Source organism: Xanthomonas protegens, from assembly GCF_038442435.1.
In the GTDB taxonomy this organism is placed as follows: Bacteria; Pseudomonadota; Gammaproteobacteria; order Xanthomonadales; family Xanthomonadaceae; genus Xanthomonas_A; species Xanthomonas_A sontii.
Genome location: NZ_JAQJCQ010000001.1, coordinates 703,353 through 719,187 on the forward strand (window position 1 = coordinate 703,353; position 15,835 = coordinate 719,187).

Consider the following 15,835-nt stretch of genomic DNA (forward strand, 5'->3'; position numbering starts at 1 on the left):
GGCTCAGCCCAGCAAGGTCTCCAGCACCGCCATGCGCACCGCCACGCCGTTGGCGACCTGGCGCAGGATGCACGACTGCGCGCCGTCGGCGACCTCGTCGGTGATCTCCACGCCGCGGTTGATCGGGCCCGGGTGCAGCACCACCGCGTCCTTGGACGCGCGGCGCAGGCGCTCGGCGGTGAGGCCGTACTGGCCGTGGTAGTCCTCCAGCGAGGTCACCAGGCCTTCCTCCATGCGCTCGCGCTGCAGGCGCAGCATCATCACCGCGTCCACGCCGTCGAGCATGGCGTCGAAGTCCTCGCCGACCACGCAGCCGTCCAGGGTGTCGTCGTCGGGCAGCAGTGCGCGCGGGCCGCACACGCGCACTTCGCCGGCCCCGAGGGTGCGCAGCGCGTGCAGGTCCGAGCGCGCCACCCGCGAGTGCTTGACGTCGCCGACGATGACCAGCTTGAGCTTGGAGAAGTCGCCGCCCTTGGCGTGGCGCAGGGTGAGCATGTCGAGCAGGCCCTGGGTGGGATGCGCGCTGCGGCCGTCGCCGGCGTTGATCAGCGCGGTGCCCTCGCCCGCCGCCTCGGCCAGGCGCTCCACCGCACCGTCCTCGGGGTGGCGCACGACGAAGCCGCGCACGCCCATCGCTTCCAGGTTCTTCAGCGTGTCGCGCGCGGTCTCGCCCTTGCGCGTGGACGAGGTGGAGGCGTCGAAGTTCAGCACGTCGGCGCCGAGTCGCTGTGCGGCCAAGTGGAACGAACTGCGGGTGCGCGTGGACGGTTCGAAGAACAGCGTGCACACCGCGGTGCCGGCCAGCACGCTGCGCTTGCCGACCCGACCCACCGCCGCGTCGCGGATCTGCCCGGCGCGGTCCAGCAGTTGCAGCAGGGTCGCGCGCGGCAGCCCTTCCAGGGTCAGCAGGTGGCGCAGGCGCCCGTTCGAATCGAGTTGCGGATCAGTCATGGCGGGTCCGGGCAGTGGATCAGGGAGGGGGAATGGCGTCGTCGGGCGCGGCCAGCCAGCGCTCCACGATCACCGCGGCGGCCACCGCGTCCAGCGCGGCGGCGTCGCGACGGCGCTTGCGGCCGGCGGCACGGTCCACCGCGAAGCGTTGCGCGGCCTCGACCGAACTGGAGCGTTCGTCGACCAGCACCACCGGCAGGCGGTAGCGCGCGCCGAGTTCGCGGGCGAAGGCGTGCGCGCGCTTGCGGTTGGGCTGGTCGGCACCGTCGAGGGTGAGCGGATCGCCGACCACCAGGCCATGCGGCCGCCATTCGGCATGCAGGCGGTCCAGCGCCGGCCAGTCGGGCCCCTGCGCATGCACGTCGATCACCGCCAGCGCGCGCGCGCCGTTGCCGAAACAACTGCCCACGGCCACGCCGATGCGGCGGTGGCCGACGTCGAAACCGAGCACGGTGCCGTCGCGGCGGATCGTCGCGGGCGCGGCGCTGGTGGGCGCGGGTGCGCCAGGCGCAGGCAGGCCGGACTCAGGCATGCCCGCTGTAGTCGGTGAGGCGGAACAGGTCCACGCCGATGCGCCCGGCCGCGGTCTGCCAGCGCCGCTCCAGCGGCAGCTCGAACAGCAGCTCGGCATCGGCCGGCGCGGTCAGCCAGCTGTTCTCGCCCAGTTCGTATTCGAGCTGGCCGGCGCCCCAGCCGGCACAACCCAGCGCGACCACCGCGTTGCGCGGCCCTTCGCCGCGCGCCATCGCCTCAAGCACGTCGCGCGAGGTGGTCAGGAACAGGCCGTCGGCAAACGCCAGGCTGGAATCCCAGCCGTGCGCGCCGTCGTGGATGACGAAGCCGCGCTCCGGATGCACCGGCCCGCCGCTGAGCACCACCTGCTCGCGCAGCGTGGCGTCGATGGTCTCGATGCCCATCTGCTCCAGCACTTCGCCCAGGGTGTATTCGGAGGCGCGGTTGACCACCACGCCCATCGCGCCGTTCTCGTCGTGCTGGCAGATCAGCGCCACGCTGCGGGCGAAGTTGGGATCGGACAGCGCCGGCAGCGCGATCAGCAGTTGGTTGGCCAGAGGCGTGGGCAAAGCGGACATGGCCCCATTCTATCGTCCCTCCCGCGTGCGCGCTGCCCGGGCTGCGGCGGGCTGCCATAATCCGCCCGATCGCGGCCCCGACCGGTCGCCCAGGAGCACGTACGCATGGACACGCCCCCCGACCTGCCACGCCAGACCCGCGCCTTCATCGTGCTGGTGGCCCTGCTGCAGGGCGCGCTGCTGTACCTGGCGCAGCGCGGCGCCGAGAGCGGCCTGTGGCCGTTCGGCTCCCTGGGCGGACAGGTGTGCTGGTACACCCTGGTGCTGACCGTGCCGACCATGACCCTGCTGTCGGTGCGGCACCTGGGCGCGCTGCGCCTGTGGCAGCACACCATCGCGCTGGCGGTGCTGGTGGCGGCCCTGTCCGCCTGGGCGGTGTGGAACGCCACCGGCGCGCCCGGCCTGCGCGCCGGCCAGGTGCTGGGCCCGTTCGCTGCGACCCTGGCGCTGGCGATGTTCGTGCTGCTGCCGTGGCTGCAGTGCCGGCTCCAGCACGGGCGCTGGCAGGCGCCGTACCGCGACCTGTTCGAGCATGCCTGGCAGAACGCGCTGACCCTGGCGCTGGCGCTGCTGTTCGTGGGGATCTGCTGGCTGGTGCTGTGGCTGTGGGGCGCGCTGTTCGCGCTGGTCAAGCTGACCCTGTTCCGCGACCTGTTCCGGCAGACCGCCTTCGTCTACCTGGCCACCGGCACCATGTTCGGCCTGGGCCTGCTGATCGGCCGCACCCAGCAGCGCGCGGTGCAGGTGATGCGGCAGATCCTGTTCGCGATCTGCACCGGGCTGCTGCCGCTGCTGGCGTTCGTGGCGGTGCTGTTCGCGCTGAGCCTGCCGTTCACCGGCCTGCAGCCGCTGTGGGAGACCCGGGCCGCGGCCAGCATCCTGATCGCGGTGGTGGCCACGTTGGTGGTCTTCGTCAATGCGGTGTATCAGGACGGCACCGCCGACGCGCCCTACCCGGCCTGGCTGCAACGGGTGATCGACGCCGGGCTGCTGAGCCTGCCGCTGTATGCGGGGCTGGCGCTGTACGCGCTGTGGCTGCGCATCGCGCAGTACGGCTGGAGTACCGAGCGCTTTGCCGGGGTCCTGGTCGCGGTGGTCGCCTGCGGTTACGCATGCGGTTATGCCTGGGCAGTGCTGCGACCGGGCGCGCGCTGGCTGCAGCCGCTGGCGCCGGTGAACCGGGTGCTGTCGTGGGTGGTGATCGGCCTGGCGCTGGCGGCCAGCTCGCCGCTGCTGGACCCGTACCGCCTCGTCGTCGGCGACCAGTTGCAGCGCCTGGCCGATGGCCGCACCAGCGCCGCGCAACTGGACCTGGCCTACCTGCGCTTCGACAGCGGCCGCCGCGGCTACCGCGCGGTGCAGGCGCTGCGCGAGGTGCCCGCGTTCGCCGACGACCCGGTGCAGCGCGAACGCCTGCAGCAGATGCTGCAGCGCCAGCAGCGCTGGGGCGGCGACAACGAGGATGCGCCGCGCAGCACCGATCCGCTGCAGGTGCGCCAGCGCATCGTGCCGGCCGCCGGCAGCGCCGAGCCCGACGCCGCCTGGTGGCAGGCGCTGCTGGCCGGAAAGATCGAGGACGGCAACTGCCGGCGCGAGGGCGCGCAGTGCGTGGCGCTGCGCCGCGATCTGGACGGCGATGGCCACGACGACGTGCTGCTGTGCAATGCCAGCGCCGGCTACGGCGTCGAATGCCGGATCCACAGCGACCTGGGCAGCGGCTGGCGCGACGTGGCGCGGACCCACTTCTTCCCGCGCCGCGGCGACAACGCCGACGCGCTCTACCAGGCGCTGCGCGAGGGCAAGCTGCAGTTGCTGCCGCGGCGCTGGCCCGACCTGCAGTTGCCGGGCGCGCGGCGGACCGAGGTGTACCCCGCCGACCCCAACGAGCAGACCGACTGACGGATACCCGCCGCATGAGCAGCTACTGCGATATCGCCCCCGGGCACCCGGTGCACGGCCACTACCACGACCACGAGTACGGCGTGCCGCAACGCGCCGAAGCCGACCTATTCGAGCGGCTGGTGCTGGAGATCAACCAGGCCGGGCTGAGCTGGGAGCTGATGCTGAAGAAGCGCGCCGGCTTCCGCGCCGCCTACGCCGGGTTCGACGTGGACACGGTGGCGGCCTTCGGCGAGGCCGACGTGCTGCGCCTGCTCGGCGATGCCGGGATCATCCGCAACCGGCTCAAGGTGCAGGCGGCGATCCACAACGCGCAGGTGATCCAGGGCCTGCGCGCCAGCCACGGCAGCTTCGCCGCCTGGCTGGACGCGCAGCATCCGCGCAGCAAGGCGGAATGGATCAAGCTGTTCAAGCGCACCTTCCGCTTCACCGGCGGCGAGATCACCGGCGAGTTCCTGATGAGCCTGGGCTACCTGCCCGGCGCGCACCGCGAAGATTGCCCGGCGTTCGCGCGCATCGCGCAGCTGGATCCGCCGTGGATGCGCGCCGGCTGAAGCTGCCGGTGCGCGAGGAGCGGCACGACGCCACCTTGGCGCGGCCTGCACGAACGCTGCACGCCGCCGCCGGCATGGTCGGCACATGGCATTGCGCATCGGCATTTCCGGCTGGCGCTACCCGCGCTGGCGTGGCGTGTTCTATCCGTCCGGGCTGACCCAGCGGCGGGAGCTGGAGTATGCCGCGCACTGCTTCCGCTCGGTGGAACTCAACGGCTCGTTCTATTCGTTGCAGACCCCGAAAAGCTATGCCGCCTGGCACGACGCCACCCCGCGCGGCTTCGTGTTCGCGGTCAAGGGGCCGCGCTTCGTCACCCACCTGAAACGGCTGCGCGACTGCGAGCAGCCGCTGGCGAATTTCTTCGCCTCCGGCCTGCTCGCGCTGGGGCCGAAGCTGGGGCCGTTGCTGTGGCAGTTGCCGCCGTCATTGGCCTTCGATCACGAGCTGCTGGATGCGTTCCTTTCGCTGCTGCCGCGTACCAGCGAGAGCGCACTGGCGCTGGCGCGCAAGCGCGACGCTGCACGCATGCGCGATCGCAGCGTGCTGCGGATCGACCGCAACCGGCGCCTGCGCCACGCGCTGGAAGTGCGCCATCCCAGCTTCGCCACGCCGGAAGCGGTGGCCTTGCTGCGCAAGCACCGGGTGGCGCTGGTGCAGGCCGACACCGCCGGCAAGTGGCCGTACCTGGAAGACGTGACCGCCGACTTCCTGTACCTGCGCCTGCACGGCGATGCGCAGCTCTACGCCAGCGGCTACGACGACAAGGCGCTCGACGCCTGGGCCAGGCGCATCGACGCCTGGCATCGCGGCAGCGAACCGGCCGATGCGCAGCGGGTCGGCCCGCGTGCAACGGCGCGCGCGCGACGCGACGTGTACTGCTACTTCGACAACGACATGAAGGTGCATGCGCCGTTCGATGCGCGACGCCTGGCGCAACGGCTGGGCGTGCCGACGCCGTGCCCGGCGCGCGGCGACGAAAACGACAGCGACAGCGACAGCGACAGCGACAGCGAGGATTGAACGGCAGCTCGCCGCATGCGGTATTCCGGGATTGAGCCTCGCGCCATGACATCGCCCCGTCGCAGCGGCCTCCGCCACGTCGCGGCGCTACCGGCCATCCCCGTCGCGGCTGAAGCCGCTCCTACGGCTTGCCTGTCGTCGTGATCAAGGGATCGCTGACGTCACCCCACGCGTGCATGCGTCTACCGTGCTCGAAGACGCGCTGCCGACGCACTGGGCGGACCAGGCGTCGCGCTCCGGCACTGCCGTATCACCCCGCCAGCCGCGCCTGCCAGAACGGTGCCTGCGCCCAACGCCGCTCGCGCGCGTACAGGGCCCCGCGTTCGCGCAGGTAGGCGCGGAAGCGCGCGAAGACGCCGTCCTGGTACGCCGCCAGCGGTGCCGGGCCGGCGCCGTGCAGATGCGCTGTCAGTGCGTGCGCGGCGGCCTCGCCGTCGTGCAGGGCCTTGACGATGCCGTGCGCGGTCAGTGGATCGTAGGCGCTGGCCGCGTCGCCCACCGCCAACCAATCCTCGCCCACCACGCGGCTGAGGATCGCCGACGGCCCCAGCGCGGCGATCAGGCCATCGGCCTCGGGTGCACGCGCCCCGCCCTGCGCCAACCACTGCGCGACATGCCGGGTCTGGTGCGCCGCCGCCAGCCACACGTCGCGGTCCAGGTACTGACGTTGCCGGCGCGGGTCCAGCGCCAGGGCCAGCATCAAGCGCTCATGCGGCAGCTTCGCCGCATACCACCAGCCGTCGGCGCAGGCCTCCAGCAAGGCCTGCGACGGAATCGCCTCGGCGTGCTCCAGCGCGAACACACCGGCGACGAAGGCCAGGCAATCCACCTCGTTGCGGGCAACGCCCAGCCGCCGCACCGCCGCGGCGGCGATGCCGCTGGCGTCCACCAGGAACCCGGCGCGCAGCCGGCGCACGCCGCCCTGCTCTTCGTGCAGTTCCAGCACGTGATCGCCATCGGTGGCACGGCCGACCGCGCCCAGGCGCAGGCCGCGCAGCAGCGTGCCGCCCTGCGCCGGCACCGCGGCGGCCAGCATCGCATCGAAGGCGGCGCGGTCCACGTGCCAGCCCTTGCCGAGGCCGGCGACGATGAAATCGTTGTAGCCCAGCTCCGGTCGGCCCCAACTGGCGCAACTGCCGGCCGAGGCCAGCGGCTGCTGCGCCAGGAACGCGTCCCACACGCCCAGCCGCTGCAGCGCCGCACTGGCCGTCGGCGCCAGCGCCTCGCCCAGCCGCCAGCCCGCGGCGCGGCCCATGTCGACCACGACCACGTCCTCGACCCCGCGCGCGGCCAGCGCCAGCGCCGTGGCGCAGCCGGCCGCGCCGCCGCCGACGATGGCGACGGCGCAGCGGTCGTCCGAGGTCAGCGCAGCCGCCGGCTCAGGCAAGGCCATCGCTGTCGGCGCGCGCCTTGGCCGATCCCGACGAATAGGCCGGAATGTTCGCCATCGGCCAGGGGGCGACGAACTCCTGTCCCACCTCGAACTCGCTGGCCACTTCCAGGAACAGGTCGGGCGGGTATGGCGGCAGCCCCGTCGCCTGCGGGATCTGCGCGCCGCTGATGATGAAGCCGACCTTGGCCCAGTTGGCCACGAAGTCCTCGTACTCCTGAAAGCGGCCGGCCTGCGCCGGGTAGTCGGTATCGGTGCCGTTGCCGCGCACCGAATACACCTGCTGCCTCACGTACCACGTCTGCTCCTGCTCGTCGAACTGGCACAACTCCAGCGGGTAGACCGCGAATGGCCGCTCCGCCGGCCACGACCAGAACAGGGTGTTGTTCGGATTGACCGTCTGCTGCCCGGGATTGGGATCGGGCAGATGGGTGGCGCAGGAGTTGTAGTCGGTGTGCCAGGGCACCGACATGAACTTGGACAGATCGCCCGGCTCCACCGGATGCGTTTGCAGCGGCACATAGCCGAAGCTCAGGAACGCGCTGTCCTTGCTCGCCTTGCTGTAGTCCAGCGGCGCCTGGTTGATGCGGAACGGACCACAGTCCTTGGCCTGCCAGTCCTGCACGTAGAGATTGACGTCGCGGATCGGGAACGACACCTCGATGCCCGGGCTGTAGCGGCCGCCCAGGCAGTTCTGCAGGGTGACCCGGTCCAGCGCTTCGCCCGGCCCCAGCGTCGGCGCGCCCACCTGCACGTAGTTGTTGCCGTGCCACTGGCTCAGCAGGAAGTACTGGGTGGAACTGACGCTGAGGAAGCTCTTCTGCGCATCACCCAGCGACAGCGGCATCATCGGCGGGCCGGTCTCGGTGTCCGCGGCGGAAGCCGGATCGCGGATCAGCGTCTTCAGGTTGGGAATCTTGGCGCTCGGATCGTCGGTCGGCAGGATCTGCCCGATCGTGTCGTGGCCCTTGACCGCCCCCGACGGCAGGTTGGTGTTCCAGCGCTGCAGCATCGCCGCGTGGAAGATCGGCTGGATGTCGTCGCTGAAGGACGGCTGATAGGTCGGCAGAAACCCGCCGTTGGCGTACAGCGACGGCACCAGGCCCAGTGTACGTACCCACACGTCGTAGACATCGTCCCAGGTGGACACCACGTTGCGGGTCTGCGGCGCATAGCCCGGATCGCCGGTGACGTACCACGCGCCCTGCACGCTGGCGGTGCTGCCGTCGGTGAAGAGCAAAACGGCATTGACCGGGCCATCGGCGGCATCGTCGTACCACAGGCCGTTCTCGGTCGGGTCGCCCAACTCCGGATACTTGCCATCGGCCCCGATCACCGCCGAGGTCCGGGCGAAGCCGCCGGCGACGATCAGCGCGCCGTTGGCCTCCACGCGCATGTCGCCCAACGAATCGAGCTTGCCGAGCGGTTCGTGCAGCGTATGGAACATCGAGGGGAAGCTGACCGGATAGGCCGGCTGCTGGATCGTGCCGCCGGCATCTGCGTAGCTGGCGGTGGTGGTCATGTCGAAGGCGACCACGCTGCTGCCCGCGGCGGCGGCGCTGAGCGCGCGCGGGCCTGCATCGATCACCAACTGCCGCAACCGTGTCGGATCGTTGGGATCGGCCGGATTGGCCGCATCGGGATAGTTTGGGTTGCGCAGTTCCAGCAGCCCGGGCGACTCGTAGGCGCCGATACCACGGAACTGGCCGCCCTGGCTCACCGTCGAATAGTTGTTGAGCTTCTTGTTGGCCAGATGCACGGTCCACACGATGTCCTTGACCGTCTTGCCGTCGATCGTGCTGCCCACGTCCACGCGCACGCCGCCACCGTTGGGATACGTGCCGGAACTGCCGCTGGGGTAGGCGTAGATGTGGAAGCGCGCGGCCTGGCGCTTGACGTTGCCGTCGGCGTCGCGGAACTGCGCGGCGGTGATCGGCGTGGATTCGGTGCCCGGCTGCACCGGCAGTCCGCCGAACAGGCCGTCGGCACCGCGGGTACCGGCCGCGGTGACCGGCGCGAGATAGAACTCCTGGCTGTCGCCGACGCGGCCGATGCCGATCGCCGGATGCACGCGAAACACGTTGCTGGTCATGGTGACTTGCTCCTGATCCGGGTGAGAGGGACGCGCCTCAGCGCGGCGTGGCCGGCCGCGCCGCCGGCGGTGCCTTCTGCGGCAGCTGCGCCTGGAAGTAGTCGTTGATCACCACGTGGCTGATGTTGACGTTCAGCCCCGGCAACGACTGCGCGCGTGGATCGGGCGAGATCACCTGGGTGGTGTTGTGGCAGGCGAAGCAGTTGTTCTGCGTGCTCTGCACCTGGGTGAAGGTCTCGATGGTGGAATTGGACAGCTTGATCGAGCCGGTGAGCAGCGGCGGTGCGCCTGCGGGTGTCGGCGTGGGAATGCATTCCAGGGCCGAACCCGGTTGGAACGTGCAGTTGGGCGCCAACGCATCCTCGGCGACGAACCAGATCGCGCCGACCTCGAAGTAGTTCTTCCACACGTCGTTCAACTGGCCCTGCACTGACGTGTTCATCGACTGGATGTTGGCGATGTTGCAGTCCTGACCGCTCGGGCACGGCTTCTGCCCGCCAAACGGCACCATGCGGCACACCTGCGTGACCGGGCTCAGGGTCTGCGTCTGCGCGTTCAAGGTCAGCGCACCGGCACCGGCCGCGTTGACGTTGCATTGCTTCATCGGCGTGCCTGCCTGGTAGAACGTCCAGTCCTTTGCGGAAACGACGTCGTTGGGCAGCATCTCCTCCGCAGGCTTCGGCAGGTCCGGCGCGTTGTCCTGGTGCTCGAACGTGGCCCAGATCATCTCCGGATGGCCGGCGACCGTGCCGCCGATGTGGAAACCGACCAGCGCCACGGTCTGGGTTTCGGTATCGCCGGTGGCGATGAGCTTGCCCTTGCGCATGGCCAGCTTGGCGATCGTGGCCTGCCGGGTATAGAACGTGGACACGTCCTCGCCCGGCTGCACCACCTTCCATGCCGCCTTCAGGGTCATGCTGCCGACCGGAAAGGGCGTCTTCGGATCGAAGGCACGCAATGCCTTGGGATCCTGCAGGTGATTGCTGGCCATGAACTGGCCGAACACGTCGTTGGAATGGATCGAGTAATAGACCGCGCGCCCATGCCGATCCACCAGCACGCCGTCCGGGCCCGCCTGATCGATCAGTTCGACGGTGCGCGCCTGCTGCGAGCGGCCGATCAACGGATCGAGGACGCCGTCGGCCACGCCGCCGATGCCATCGCTGGACATGCTCAGGAAGCGCGGCTGCCCGCCCACGTCCTGGGTCAGCCACAGGAACGTATTCCACGACCACTGATGGAACTCGCAATTGCTGCTGGACGCGAAGCCCGCCGAATCCGGCGCCGGCGTTTGCGCATGCGGGAACCACGACGGCGCCGGCGGCCCCGGCGGCATGCAGTCGGTTGCGCCTGGCGCGGGCCCCGATCCGGATCCCGCCACGGGCGTGGGTGTCGGCGTGACCGTCCCGCCACCGCTGCCGGGCTTCGATCCCGACCCAGGATTCACGGCAGAGCATGCCGCGACCACCACACAGACCAATGCCGCGAATCCCATCGCACGTTTCATCGCACTGCCCCTCGTTCCGTGGAAAAGCTGTAAGCGCCGGCATCCGTCGCGACGCGCCGGACAGGCAGCACCGCGTCGCCGCGCAGGCGCGGCGTCGAACATCGTGGTGAACGTCATGCAGGTGGGATCGCGCTCCCCGCGATCGCGTTGCGCCGTCCGTGCGCACTCATCCTTTCTTCGACAGCAGCATGCGCTGCGTCACACTTGGACAGCAAGACCGTTTCGTAGACACCACGGCAATTCCGTAGACAGTTGCCGTCATGCACGGGCGATGCCGTGCCCAGCACAGTGCAGCGGCACGCCGATGGACGGCGGGCATTGCGTGCATGTCCTGCATGACCAAGCGCAGCACGCGCGGATCGCGCGACGTTCGCGCTTCCGCAAGGAACACGCGCCTGCTGCAATGCGCACGTCGCCGATCGCGCGACGGCGACCGGCGGCGGACCTCACACGCCCATGTAGCGGCCGGCGCGGTGGTTGAACATCAGCACCAGGCTCAGCACCACCGCGCCGATCGCCGAGTACAGCACCTGCTGCGGCGCCAGCAGCCAGAACGCCACCGCCATCAGCGCCGCATCGAAGCTCATCTGCACCTTGCCCGCACTCCAGCCGCGGCTGCGCTGCAGGTAGACCGCGAGGATGCCGACGCCGCCGAGGCTGGCGCGGTGGCGGATGAAGAACAGGATGCCCAGGCCGACCAGCGCACCACCGACCAGTGCCGAGAACAGCGGCGTCATCGTCGCCCACTGCGCCCAGCGCGGCAGCAGGTCGGTCAGCAGGCCGCAGGCGGCGACCGCGACGAAGGTCTTGAGGGTGAACTCCCAGCCCATGCGCCGCACCGCCAGCCAGTAGAACGGCAGGTTGACCAGCACGAACATCAGGCCGAAGTTCCAGCCCAGCGCGTAGTGCAACAGGAAGGCCACGCCGGCCATGCCGCCGATCATCAGCCCGCCATGGGCGAACACCGCCAGCCCAAGCGAGGCCACCAGGGTCGCCAGCAGCATGCCCTGCACGTCCTCGGCCACGCTGTGGCGCAGCGCGCGCGCATCCTGCACGGTGCCGGCCGAATCCGGCGGCGGGGTCAGCGGTCCGGCGGTGACGACAGTGCCGTCGTCGGGCAACGGGTCCAGGTCCGGACGCAGATCGGAATCGGGAAGGCTCACGGGAGGGGGGGCACAGCGTGGGGGGCGGTATTAGACACCAGCCGCGAGTCTGTTGCACATGAAACTTTGATGGCCGTGTGCAGTTGGCGAATGCAGGAACACCGTGCAACCCGCCCCAGCAGCGCACCGCGCTCCTATCGAGTCGGCAACTTGACCTGGATCTCGTGCTGCGCCACCACAATCGTCATCACCATCCCAACCAGTATCACCAGTGCCAACGGCCCGGCGATCGCCAGCCACGCCCAGGTCCAGGCAGTGAAGCGCTCCGCCGCGCTCTGCGGCAGGCCGCGCGCCTGCTTGAACCGCACCAGGCGCTGGTTGACCAGCAGGACCGGCGTCCAGGTCAGCAGCGCCAACAGCGACAGCGCCGAGGGCCACACGCCAAGCAGGCTCAGGCAGACATAGGCCAACGCCGGCCCCAGCCAGCCGACCAGGGCGCCACGCTGCGCGCCGATGGTGCGTTCCAGCCCGCGAAAGCAGGCGAATACCCAAAGCAGCGAGAACACCGAGCGCCACACCGGCGAGATGCGCCGGCGCCCGGACAGCAGGCGCAAGGCGCGCCAGTTGCGATAGAACCAGTACAACGCATACCAGCCGAAGCTGGTCGCGCACAGCAGCGCCAGCTTGGCCGCCGGGGGCGCGAACAGCGTGGACAGCGGGTCGGCGGGTGCCGCAGCGGTCGCGGTGTCGGGCAGCGCGGCGACGGGGGCGGCGTAGGGGTTGTCGGTTTGCATGGCTCGCATTCTGGCGCACCGTACCCTCATCCGCCCCTGCGGGGCACCTTCTCCCGAGGGGAGAAGGAAGCACAAAGCCCCTCTCCCATCGGGGCGACAGGACGCGGCCTGCGCGCCACTGGCGCGCGCACCCTGGAGCGCCCGCGCCGCAAGCGCGGGCCGGGGCGCGGAGCGGGGGTTGGGTGAGGGTACGGCGCGAAGCGTCTCGCGGAGTTCGAGTGCACGAGGCTGCGCCCGTACCCTCATCCGCCCCTTCGGGGCACCTTCTCCCTAGGGGAGAAGGGAGCAAAAAGCCCCTCTCCCACCGGGGCGACAGGGTGCGGCCTGCGCGCCACTGGCGCGCGCACACTGGAGCGCCCGCGCCGCAAGCGCGGGCCGGGGCGCGGAGCGGGGGTTGGGGTGAGGGTCCGGCGCGAAGCGTCCCGCCAAAACAGAAACACGAGGTTCCGCCCTACCCTCATCCGCTTTTTCGGGGACCCGTTCCCCGAGAAGGACACCATGGTCCCGACCGGAGACGCGGAACACTCAGCGCACCGCCACCGCGCGGCGCTGCCGCTTGTCCGCGTACATCTCCGCATCGGCGCGTTCGAGAAGTTCCTCCAGCGCCTCCGCGTCCAGATCCCGGCGGTGGCACAGGGCCAGGCCGAAGCTGGCCGACAGGGCGGTCGCGAATCCGTCGTCGTCGCCGGGCTTGGCAAGCGCACCGCGCAGCGCGTCGATCAGCCCCTGCGCCTTCTCCGGCGTGGTCAGCGGCAGGTAGAGCGCGAACTCGTCGCCGCCCCGGCGCCCCAGCAACTGGCCCGGCCGCAGGCAGCGCCGGCAGCGCTTGACGAAGGCACGCAGGGCGGCATCCCCGGCGGCGTGTCCGAACTGGTCGTTGATCGCCTTGAGGTTGTCCATGTCGGCGACGATCACCGCCAGCGGACGCGGGTCCTGCGCGGCCAGTTGCAGATCGTTGAGCACCTGCTCCAGGAATCCGGTGCGCGACAGCGCCGCGGTCACCGGATCGCGCACCAGCGCATGGCGCAGCCGCGTGTTGTCGGCATAGAGCCCAGGGACGGCCAGGCCGAAGTAGCTGTTCGCCGCCAGGCTGATCATGGCGAACTGCAGCGCGAGCGCCTGCGCCTCGAGCCGCAACAGCGGCGTGGCCACGGCGATCAGCAGGCTGAAGGCCGCGATCGCCACCAGCGCCTGCAGCATCCCGTGGGTATGCACGATCCACAACTGGATCACCACCACCACGAACAGCGCGAACACCACGGCCGGCTGCCGCGGCAACGCCGCCGCCAGCGCCATCACCACCAGGGTGACGCCGAGCAGCAACGCGAGCTTGACCAGGTAGGCAGAGACGCTTCCAGCCGGCGCGACCATCCCCGACAGGCGCGGGATACCCGGCTGCGGCACGATCTGCAGCCACTCGGCCAGGCGCAGCACCCCGACGATCGCCAGCGGGCCGAGCGCCAGCAAGCCGGCGTAGTCGCCGATCGCCCACGGGATCAGCTGCGCCAGCATGCTGGGCAAGTCGATGGCGCCGGTGACGGCCAGTCCCGCGCCGCCCAGACAGGCAGACAGCAGCGACGCCACACCGCCCCCCAGGATGAAGCAGGTGACCACACGTGGCAGGCTGCTCGAGGACACCCCGCGGCCGACCAGGCGCAGCAGCCAGGCCAGCCCACCCCAGACGCAGAACTGCTGGGCGGTGAACAACAGCGCGTATCCCAGCACCGCCCGACCGGGGACCACGGGGTGGCCGCTGGTGCGATAGAAGCTGAGCAGCGTGGCCAGCACGCAGGCGCTGGCGATCGCCGGCGCACCGCGCCAGCCCAGCACCATGAAGGTGGCCAGCGTCACCGCCACCGGCGGAAACCACAGGCTCGCATGCGGCTGGTAGTCCAGGACCCGCGCCAACTCGAAGACCGCCAGCCACGCCGCCACCAGCACCACCGACAGCACCAGCAGCGCGCCGGGACGGCGCGGCGCCGCGACGCGCGTACGCAACGGCGCCTCGGCGTCCCTGCCTGTCATCCATCCGACTCCGCGCGGCCACGGCCGATGGCCGAACCGGGGCCGGCGAAGGCGGTGACCGCGCTGTCGTCGCTGCCGCCCACCACTACCGTGGCACCGCTGTTCAGACGGATCGGCCAGCTCATGTTGTCCGTGCCATAGGACCATTGCTGCGTCCCGTCGCCCGCGTTCCAGAGGGTGAACGCGCCGGGCGTCCCATCGGGATGGCCATCGGCCAGCCCCAACCACTGCCCGTCCGGGTCGAACGCCAGGTCGTTGGGCGAGTGCGCGCTGTGCGCGGTCCACTGCGGCGTCGCGGCGGTACCGGCATCGGCGTACACGGCGATGACGCCACCGCCCTTGAGATTGCCGGCGATCGCGACCTTGTTGCCGGCGCGATCGCAGGCCACCCCGTAGATGGTCGTGGCGCCCTCGGGCACCGTCTCGGTCCAGGCCGGCCCAGGCGTTTTCTGGAACGCCGCCACGTCGAACGCGTACAGCGTGCCGTCGCTGGCACCGGCATAGGCGCGGCGGCCATCGCCCGACAGCGCCGCGGCATGGACGCGGGCCTGCTTGGGCAACTGCCAGCGCGTCAGCGTCCCCGGTTGTCCCGATGCGATCGAAAACAGGATGATCTCGCCCTGTGCGCTGGCCACCAGTCCGACCGTGCCATCGGCGGCGAGGCCGGTGGCGATGACGCTGTCGGCGCTGTCGCCGGTGCCACCGGCGCTCAGCGCGATGCACACGGGCGCACCGAAGGACGCGTCGCTGTCGCGGCAGAACAGATAGCCCTGCTCGGCACCGGCCAGCAACGTGCGCCCACGCGCATCCAGCGCCACCATGTTGCCGCGGACAGGGAGCGCATGGGACAGCAGCTCCTTTCCGCCCGGGACCGCCCAGGCACTGATGAAGCCCGCATACGGTTGCTGGCTCTTCCAGCCGCAACTGGCCACGGTGCTCCCGTCCGCTGCCACGTCGACCCAGTACACGCCCTGCCAACCTTGGAATTCCTGCGTCAGCAGGCGGTTGCCGGCGCGATCCCACGCATAGGTGCCGAAGCACCCTTGCTGGTCGTCGCCCACATCGCTGCGCGTGGCCGCGGGTGCGATGCGTTCGAAGATCTTGCGTTGCTCGAGCGGCACCGCATCCAGCCCAGGAACCTGCGACAGACCGCCGTACTGGTGGAAAAAGGTGCCGGCGACGATGACATTGCCATCGCCGGACACCGCCACGGAATTGATGTAGTAGCCGGCATGCGGCTGTGTCGACCAGAGCACCTCGGGCACGTCGTTCATGGCGGCTTCCTTCTCTTCGGCTGAACAGTCCGCGATGGATCTCGGCGGACAGTTGACTGAAAACACGACATCCATGGACGCAACTGAAGCAGCCGCTACGACGTGGGCCGCCCCTCAACGTATCCTGCACCCCA

At 70.3% G+C, this 15,835-nt stretch carries 13 protein-coding genes; 3 read left to right on the top strand and 10 right to left on the bottom strand.

The genetic code is table 11. From position 1 onward, the window contains the following. Positions 1 to 3: 3 nt before the first annotated feature. From PIQ37_RS03075 to PIQ37_RS03085, 3 genes are read right to left on the bottom strand one after another with little or no spacing between them, the layout of a single operon-like run. Entirely contained in the window at positions 4 to 951 is a 948-nt protein-coding gene (locus tag PIQ37_RS03075) for an aspartate carbamoyltransferase catalytic subunit (RefSeq protein WP_342072299.1), read from the bottom strand. A gap of 19 nt (positions 952 to 970) precedes the next feature. Continuing rightward, positions 971 to 1,483: a Holliday junction resolvase RuvX gene (ruvX, locus tag PIQ37_RS03080; RefSeq protein ID WP_407136429.1), complete on the bottom strand. Its 513-nt coding sequence runs from the start codon at positions 1,481 to 1,483 to the stop codon at positions 971 to 973. Then, positions 1,476 to 2,042 (bottom strand): YqgE/AlgH family protein, encoded by a 567-nt coding sequence (locus tag PIQ37_RS03085; RefSeq protein WP_342072300.1) that lies wholly within the window; start codon positions 2,040 to 2,042, stop codon positions 1,476 to 1,478. The genes ruvX and PIQ37_RS03085 overlap by 8 nt, the downstream gene beginning before the upstream one ends. A gap of 105 nt (positions 2,043 to 2,147) precedes the next feature. On the opposite strand from PIQ37_RS03085, the gene PIQ37_RS03090 reads away from it, so the two are divergent. The 3 genes from PIQ37_RS03090 (at position 2,148) to PIQ37_RS03100 (ending at position 5,516) form a co-directional block, all read left to right on the top strand. Next, entirely contained in the window at positions 2,148 to 3,941 is a 1,794-nt protein-coding gene (locus PIQ37_RS03090) for a DUF4153 domain-containing protein (RefSeq protein ID WP_342072301.1), read from the top strand. A 14-nt stretch (positions 3,942 to 3,955) separates the two neighbouring features. Beyond that, a complete protein-coding gene (locus PIQ37_RS03095) occupies positions 3,956 to 4,495 on the top strand; it encodes a DNA-3-methyladenine glycosylase I (protein ID WP_160959985.1) in 540 nt (179 codons plus the stop codon). 85 nt (positions 4,496 to 4,580) lie between these two features. Next, positions 4,581 to 5,516, top strand: coding sequence for a DUF72 domain-containing protein (locus tag PIQ37_RS03100; RefSeq protein WP_342072302.1), 936 nt, complete (start codon positions 4,581 to 4,583; stop codon positions 5,514 to 5,516). Positions 5,517 to 5,766: 250 nt separating this feature from the next. On the opposite strand, the gene PIQ37_RS03105 is transcribed toward PIQ37_RS03100, so the two are convergent. From PIQ37_RS03105 to PIQ37_RS03135, 7 genes are all read right to left on the bottom strand, one after another. After that, positions 5,767 to 6,909 carry an FAD-dependent monooxygenase gene (locus tag PIQ37_RS03105; RefSeq protein ID WP_342072303.1) on the bottom strand — a complete coding sequence of 381 codons (1,143 nt, stop codon included), beginning with the start codon at positions 6,907 to 6,909 and terminating at the stop codon, positions 5,767 to 5,769. Beyond that, positions 6,896 to 8,998 (bottom strand): LodA/GoxA family CTQ-dependent oxidase, encoded by a 2,103-nt coding sequence (locus PIQ37_RS03110; RefSeq protein WP_342072304.1) that lies wholly within the window; start codon positions 8,996 to 8,998, stop codon positions 6,896 to 6,898. The genes PIQ37_RS03105 and PIQ37_RS03110 overlap by 14 nt, the downstream gene beginning before the upstream one ends. Positions 8,999 to 9,035: 37 nt before the next feature. Continuing rightward, positions 9,036 to 10,334, bottom strand: a complete 1,299-nt coding sequence (locus PIQ37_RS03115) for a hypothetical protein (protein WP_342072305.1) — start codon at positions 10,332 to 10,334, stop codon at positions 9,036 to 9,038. A 617-nt stretch (positions 10,335 to 10,951) separates the two neighbouring features. Beyond that, positions 10,952 to 11,626: a YitT family protein gene (locus PIQ37_RS03120; protein WP_017913917.1), complete on the bottom strand. Its 675-nt coding sequence runs from the start codon at positions 11,624 to 11,626 to the stop codon at positions 10,952 to 10,954. 176 nt (positions 11,627 to 11,802) lie between these two features. Next, positions 11,803 to 12,402 carry an MFS transporter permease gene (locus tag PIQ37_RS03125; RefSeq protein ID WP_342072306.1) on the bottom strand — a complete coding sequence of 200 codons (600 nt, stop codon included), beginning with the start codon at positions 12,400 to 12,402 and terminating at the stop codon, positions 11,803 to 11,805. Positions 12,403 to 12,927: 525 nt separating this feature from the next. Further along, positions 12,928 to 14,427, bottom strand: coding sequence for a GGDEF domain-containing protein (locus PIQ37_RS03130; protein WP_342072307.1), 1,500 nt, complete (start codon positions 14,425 to 14,427; stop codon positions 12,928 to 12,930). Then, positions 14,424 to 15,701 carry a WD40 repeat domain-containing protein gene (locus PIQ37_RS03135; RefSeq protein WP_342072308.1) on the bottom strand — a complete coding sequence of 426 codons (1,278 nt, stop codon included), beginning with the start codon at positions 15,699 to 15,701 and terminating at the stop codon, positions 14,424 to 14,426. The genes PIQ37_RS03130 and PIQ37_RS03135 overlap by 4 nt, the downstream gene beginning before the upstream one ends. Between the last annotated feature and the right edge of the window lie 134 nt (positions 15,702 to 15,835).

Excerpts from the sequence above, each read along its gene's own strand:
- PIQ37_RS03075 (WP_342072299.1), bottom strand. The coding sequence starts at position 951 with ATGACTGATCCGCAACTCGATTCGAACGGGCGCCTGCGCCACCTGCTG.
- ruvX (WP_407136429.1), bottom strand. The coding sequence starts at position 1,483 with ATGCCTGAGTCCGGCCTGCCTGCGCCTGGCGCACCCGCGCCCACCAGC.
- PIQ37_RS03085 (WP_342072300.1), bottom strand. The coding sequence starts at position 2,042 with ATGTCCGCTTTGCCCACGCCTCTGGCCAACCAACTGCTGATCGCGCTG.
- PIQ37_RS03090 (WP_342072301.1), top strand. The coding sequence starts at position 2,148 with ATGGACACGCCCCCCGACCTGCCACGCCAGACCCGCGCCTTCATCGTG.
- PIQ37_RS03095 (WP_160959985.1), top strand. The coding sequence starts at position 3,956 with ATGAGCAGCTACTGCGATATCGCCCCCGGGCACCCGGTGCACGGCCAC.
- PIQ37_RS03100 (WP_342072302.1), top strand. The coding sequence starts at position 4,581 with ATGGCATTGCGCATCGGCATTTCCGGCTGGCGCTACCCGCGCTGGCGT.
- PIQ37_RS03105 (WP_342072303.1), bottom strand. The coding sequence starts at position 6,909 with ATGGCCTTGCCTGAGCCGGCGGCTGCGCTGACCTCGGACGACCGCTGC.
- PIQ37_RS03110 (WP_342072304.1), bottom strand. The coding sequence starts at position 8,998 with ATGACCAGCAACGTGTTTCGCGTGCATCCGGCGATCGGCATCGGCCGC.
- PIQ37_RS03115 (WP_342072305.1), bottom strand. The coding sequence starts at position 10,334 with ATGCCGCCGGGGCCGCCGGCGCCGTCGTGGTTCCCGCATGCGCAAACG.
- PIQ37_RS03125 (WP_342072306.1), bottom strand. The coding sequence starts at position 12,402 with ATGCAAACCGACAACCCCTACGCCGCCCCCGTCGCCGCGCTGCCCGAC.
- PIQ37_RS03130 (WP_342072307.1), bottom strand. The coding sequence starts at position 14,427 with ATGACAGGCAGGGACGCCGAGGCGCCGTTGCGTACGCGCGTCGCGGCG.
- PIQ37_RS03135 (WP_342072308.1), bottom strand. The coding sequence starts at position 15,701 with ATGAACGACGTGCCCGAGGTGCTCTGGTCGACACAGCCGCATGCCGGC.